We start from the raw sequence: 4667 nt of genomic DNA, 5'->3' as shown, positions 1-4667 counted from the left end.
ATAAAGGCCTGCGTTGTATTATTAATGAGAGTGACCGCTTAAATCACCTGGTTATAGAATTACTGGAACTGGCCAAGACGTCTTCCAATAAATTCAGCTATACTTTCACTGATCTCAATCTGAGTGAGCTGATTCGGGAAACCGGCGACGAGATGATGATTAAAGCTAAAAAGTACAACATCTCCATCCACTGCTCCGCCGAAGAAGAGCTCCGGCTTAGGGGAGACCGGGACAGATTGAAAGAGGTGCTGATTAACCTTTTGGATAATGCAATCAAATACGGCCATGTCAATTCAGTCATCGAAATCAGGGCCGGCCGGCAGCAAGAGCTTATTTGGGTCAGCATTCAGGATCAGGGGCCCGGCATTCCGGAAGAATTGAGGCAAAGGGTATTTGATCCCTTCTTCCGGGTTGATCCCAAAGCCTCCCGGGAATCCGGCAGCGCCGGTCTGGGCCTGACAATCGTCAAAGAAATCATAGAAAAGCATAATGGCAGCGTAGAAATCAAAAGCCGGCCCGGCTGCGGGACGGAAGTAATTCTGCGCTTTACAGGAGGGGTCGGCGGCGCAGCATGGAACGAATGAGCAATTTTAAGGATAAACCGTACCAAACTATTTTGGTCTTCTTAATCGTTCTGGGCCTGTTTACTTGCGGGCTTCTGGGCGTAAACAATCTGTATTCGTACCTGAGCAGGGATTCAGCTGTGATGGTGCTTGAAAAATCTCTTTTTGCCGGTGAGGAGTCCAAGGAAGGGGACAGTCCTTTTGCCGTGGATAGAATTGTCAAGTTTACCCTGCCTTACACTGTGCTGACCTATGATCTTTTTGATATCAACACCGTCGCCTTGATGTACTTGAATCCCCAGGACAAGATGTTTTCACTGCAGACAGGGATTTATAATTTAAACCAAGGTGCTATAACCGGTGACCTGGGACAAAAAAAGCAAACCGCCAAAGGCACAATTCAGGTAGCCCCCGACGGTAAGACAGTTTTGACGTCCTTGTATGAAAAAACAGATGCTTTAACAACAGTCTATATTTATGATCTGGCCAGTCAAAGGAATATCGGGGTGCTTCACAACCTTACAGCTGCCGCCTGGCTCCCGGCCGGCCGCAAGTTTGTGGGGCTGGATGATTATCTCTTTGTTTACGACATCACAACAGGCCAAAGGGAGGATATCTGTGCAATTTCCCAGTATATCCGGAAGCCGGAGCAATATTTTCTTAGTTTAAATGTGCTGGCGGATGGAGAAACAGTAGGTGTGACGGGAAACAACAGCCAGGGTAGTTCGGATATTATTCTGATTAATTTAACCAAGAAAACCGTCAAGACGAACAGGGTCACCGGTTTTCTGGCGGCGTCATCTCCCCTTGCCCCTCAGGCACTTGCCTATGTGGGGAGCGTCCAAGAGCGGGACGGCCTCTATGCTTATAATGCCTCAAGCAAGGCTATGACGCAATTGCTTGACATGGGAAGCGGGCATAAGATCGGAGAAATCAGTGCATCCCCCGATGGCAGAAAAATAGCTTATACAGAAGCAACCATCAGCAGCGGTACTGCTATCCAAGCCATCCATGTGGCTTCTTTAAACAATCAGCAGCTCACTGACGATCAAATCGTCTTTCAGGATTCTCAGTTAATCCAAAATCTAATCTGGACCAAAGACAGCCAGGTTCTGTATTACCTGCAAAACGGTGAGGGCAGCACCATTTTGGGAAGAATATTGTTCAAGAATCTCAGGTAAAAACTGTTTTGATCGAATTCGCAAAGCAATGTTAACAATTCGGCAACAACTTCCCTCAGGTAGGAAATATCTCCCGGTTATACTTAAAGCGTGATGTACATCATGTCAAAAATTTAAGGATTAAAAAGGAGAGATCTTACCATGAAGAAAAAATCAATCATCCCAGTTATCGCGGCAGGTGCGCTTGCCATTACCATGGCAGCTGCCGCAACCCCTGCCTTGGCGACAGCAAGTATCCTTCCGGTGGCGGTAAAGAGTCCGGTAACAACCAGCGCAGGCAGCCTTCAGCCAGGAAATATCGAATATGCCAAAAAAACGCTTATGAACCCCGACGGCAGCGTCGCCGCTGTGGATGAAACTTGGGCCGATCCGGCCACCCAGGCGGAAAAAGTGAGCTATTCCGAGCCGGACAAGGGAACGGGTGAATTGAAATTCGTTGCCGGTGCCTACACTTTAGAAAATGGAAGCCACTACATTAAAGTCACAAGTGATGATCAGGGGAATCTGACCGGTTATGAAATTAAGTCCTCCAAATATAATATGGCGCACGCTATTAAGGGTACGAAGCAGGATTACATCAGCACATATCAAGAAGGAACAAGAGCAGCCGGCTGGCAGGATGAAGGCCGGATCCAAACAGCGGAGGGCAAAGAACTGAATAAATTGTCTCGGACCGACATATCCTTCATGCCGGGTAAAGAGGGGACGGCCTATACCGAAAATGTTTATCTGGACCCAAGCAGCGGCCTGCCGGTTAAAGGGGACATCTCCGTAGCGCAAAACGGGGCAGCGAAACTTTTATATACGTATTCTTATGAATACCGGAAGGTCAGCGATGATGGATCAATATTCAGTACTCAGGGGATAAGCCTAGAGCCTATGAAGTAAAGAGAGGGTGTAACTGGGGATATACTCCCGTCCTTCGGAAAACTGAAGGACGGGAGTTTTGTATTTCTAAAAGGAGGGCAACATGACTGTGCATGTTTCCTGGAAAATGGGGAATTCCTCCTGGCATTGACGCATGTCGAAGGGCGGGTGGGCATCGTAATTAAGATCGGCGATTGAGCAGTCAAAAGCAGGAGAAGCCGGAAAAGGATTTGCCGTAGTGGCAGATGAAATAAGAAAGCTGGCGGAAGACTCCAAACTAGCGGTAAACCATCACAAAAATGGCTGACCTTACGCTATGATGGTCTTAAAGGAGCCGTTTTGTTCCTGAGACATCTGGTATCCTTCAATGGATTCAATCACGGTATCTGCTTTTTTCTTCAAGGATTTGAGAAGAAGGGATGAACAGTGTACCGAGTCAAAGGAATCAGAGGAAACCAAGTAGTCCGTGATGGAAGAGGCAGATTTGCCAAACAAAGTTTCGCCGAGTATGACTATTGGAAAGATGATATTTACCGGGACTTAACCCAGAATGAAACTACGATTTTGAATCTTGCTTCGGCTGAGTACAGCAAAACCGTAGATAAATACCTGAGTGCCAACGTTGATTATGTTACCTGCAAATTCGGTGAGTTGATCGGCGGTAAACTTATCGAAAAAGGAGTTTATGTAAAAATGGCTCGCGGTGAAATGGTGCGTTTCATGGCTGAAAACGCTGTTGAAGATTTAGATAAAATCAAAGAATTTAATTGACTTGGTTTTGTTTATAAATATAAGCTGTCGCCTAACAATACTATCGTATTGGTTGCAAAACGCACCGAGCAAAATTCATGAACATAAATGGGCGGAGTTTACAAAATTGTATTAGTCTTTAAGACAATACACGAGAAGGAGCGCAGTTATTATCTCGCTCCTTCTCGTGTATTATAAGTGCTGCTCACATTTTGAAATGGATTTGTACTTTGTCGTTGGAGAAACCTATTGTTTTTAGGGTGATAGATTTAAATGAGGTTTTAGTTATTGATTATGACGGCTATATTTATAATTTGCAGCTTCCGTCATGCAGCTGATCTTTGATCTGAAGTCTTAATAGATCAGCTGATACCTGGCAGCTTCCATCCTGCTTCTGATCCCTAATTTGATCTTTTGTCTGATCATGGAGTCTGATTTGATCTTGGTTTCCCCCTGTTTTAGCAAACGCAACAGGAACCATTATTACTTGAGATAGCATGACTATACTTAGTACCGTTAAAAAAATTTTTTTCATAAATTCACTCCCTCGTATTTTTTGTATACTCCACAGGTCAGCGGTGACCTGTGGTTCTATTATATATTACGTAGGGGAGAGAATTTTTTAATAGGTATATTTATAAAAATATACAAAAAATTTACAGACGAGGAATCTGCTACAATTATTAAATAGTATACTTTAACTAAATCCTGTGCATTTTTTATCAAGACTTTTAAGAGAAATAGCAGTTAGATAACGTAGTAGTCTATGGAAGGAGATGAAAAAATGGTCTTTTCAGAGAGTGAGCTCATATCTGAAATTAAAAAGCGAAATTTAAACGCTTATGGATTCTTAATCAAAGAGTATACTAAGCCGGTTTATTATTTAACCTATAACATTTTAAACATTGGCAATAGCAAAGAAGACATAGAAGAGTGCGTAGCCGATGTTTTCTTAGAGGTCTGGCAAAAAATCAACGAATTTGACAACGAACGGAGCAATTTTAAAACCTGGATTTTAATTCTAACAAAATATAAAGCCCTTACTTATCTGCGCAAACTTAAAAAAAATCGTGTCGAAAATATTGATGATTATATGCCCGAGGAACCTAATACCGTTGAAAAAAAGATCATTGACCGGGAAACGCAAAAAAAGCTGCTGGACACTATCAATAGCTTTAATGAGACGGATAAGGAACTATTTATTCGCAGGTATTTTTGCAACGAGAAAATTAGCGACATTATGCAGTCCTTAGGGCTAAGCCGCTCGGCGGTTGACAACAGGCTTTTACGCGGCAGAAAGATAATC

The 4667-nt window shown here is 43.5% G+C and carries 6 protein-coding genes and 1 pseudogene; 6 read left to right on the top strand and 1 reads right to left on the bottom strand.

Going from position 1 to position 4667, the window contains the following annotated elements; genetic code table 11:
• The 5 genes and pseudogenes from DOT_RS30025 to yaaA all read left to right on the top strand — a co-directional run.
• Nucleotides 1–584 (top strand): HAMP domain-containing sensor histidine kinase (locus DOT_RS30025; protein WP_139024305.1); only part of this gene is annotated, 584 nt, incomplete at its 5' end.
• Complete coding sequence (locus DOT_RS25145; RefSeq protein ID WP_207637077.1) at nt 581–1744, top strand: hypothetical protein; 1164 nt, start codon at nt 581–583, stop codon at nt 1742–1744. The genes DOT_RS30025 and DOT_RS25145, both read left to right, overlap by 4 nt.
• A 141-nt stretch (nt 1745–1885) precedes the next feature.
• Nucleotides 1886–2632 carry a hypothetical protein gene (locus tag DOT_RS25140; RefSeq protein ID WP_009624412.1) on the top strand — a complete coding sequence of 249 codons (747 nt, stop codon included), beginning with the start codon at nt 1886–1888 and terminating at the stop codon, nt 2630–2632.
• 160 nt (nt 2633–2792) lie between these two features.
• Nucleotides 2793–2900, top strand: a pseudogene (locus DOT_RS29175) (methyl-accepting chemotaxis protein); the annotation flags it as partial.
• Nucleotides 2901–3037: 137 nt separating this feature from the next.
• Nucleotides 3038–3382 carry a peroxide stress protein YaaA gene (gene yaaA / locus DOT_RS25135; protein ID WP_009624411.1) on the top strand — a complete coding sequence of 115 codons (345 nt, stop codon included), beginning with the start codon at nt 3038–3040 and terminating at the stop codon, nt 3380–3382.
• Nucleotides 3383–3668: 286 nt separating this feature from the next.
• Here yaaA and DOT_RS25130 read toward each other — a convergent pair whose 3' ends face one another.
• Nucleotides 3669–3896, bottom strand: a complete 228-nt coding sequence (locus DOT_RS25130; protein WP_009624410.1) for a hypothetical protein — start codon at nt 3894–3896, stop codon at nt 3669–3671.
• Between the two features lie 249 nt (nt 3897–4145).
• On the opposite strand from DOT_RS25130, the gene DOT_RS25125 reads away from it, so the two are divergent.
• The coding region (locus DOT_RS25125; RefSeq protein ID WP_009624409.1) for a sigma-70 family RNA polymerase sigma factor at nt 4146–4667 on the top strand (522 nt) is incomplete at its 3' end.

Origin of the sequence: Desulfosporosinus sp. OT (assembly GCF_000224515.1) — a bacterium.
Classification (GTDB): domain Bacteria; phylum Bacillota; class Desulfitobacteriia; order Desulfitobacteriales; family Desulfitobacteriaceae; genus Desulfosporosinus.
Note: the sequence above shows the minus strand (reverse complement) of the source record. Positions and strands in the feature narration are given on the sequence as shown.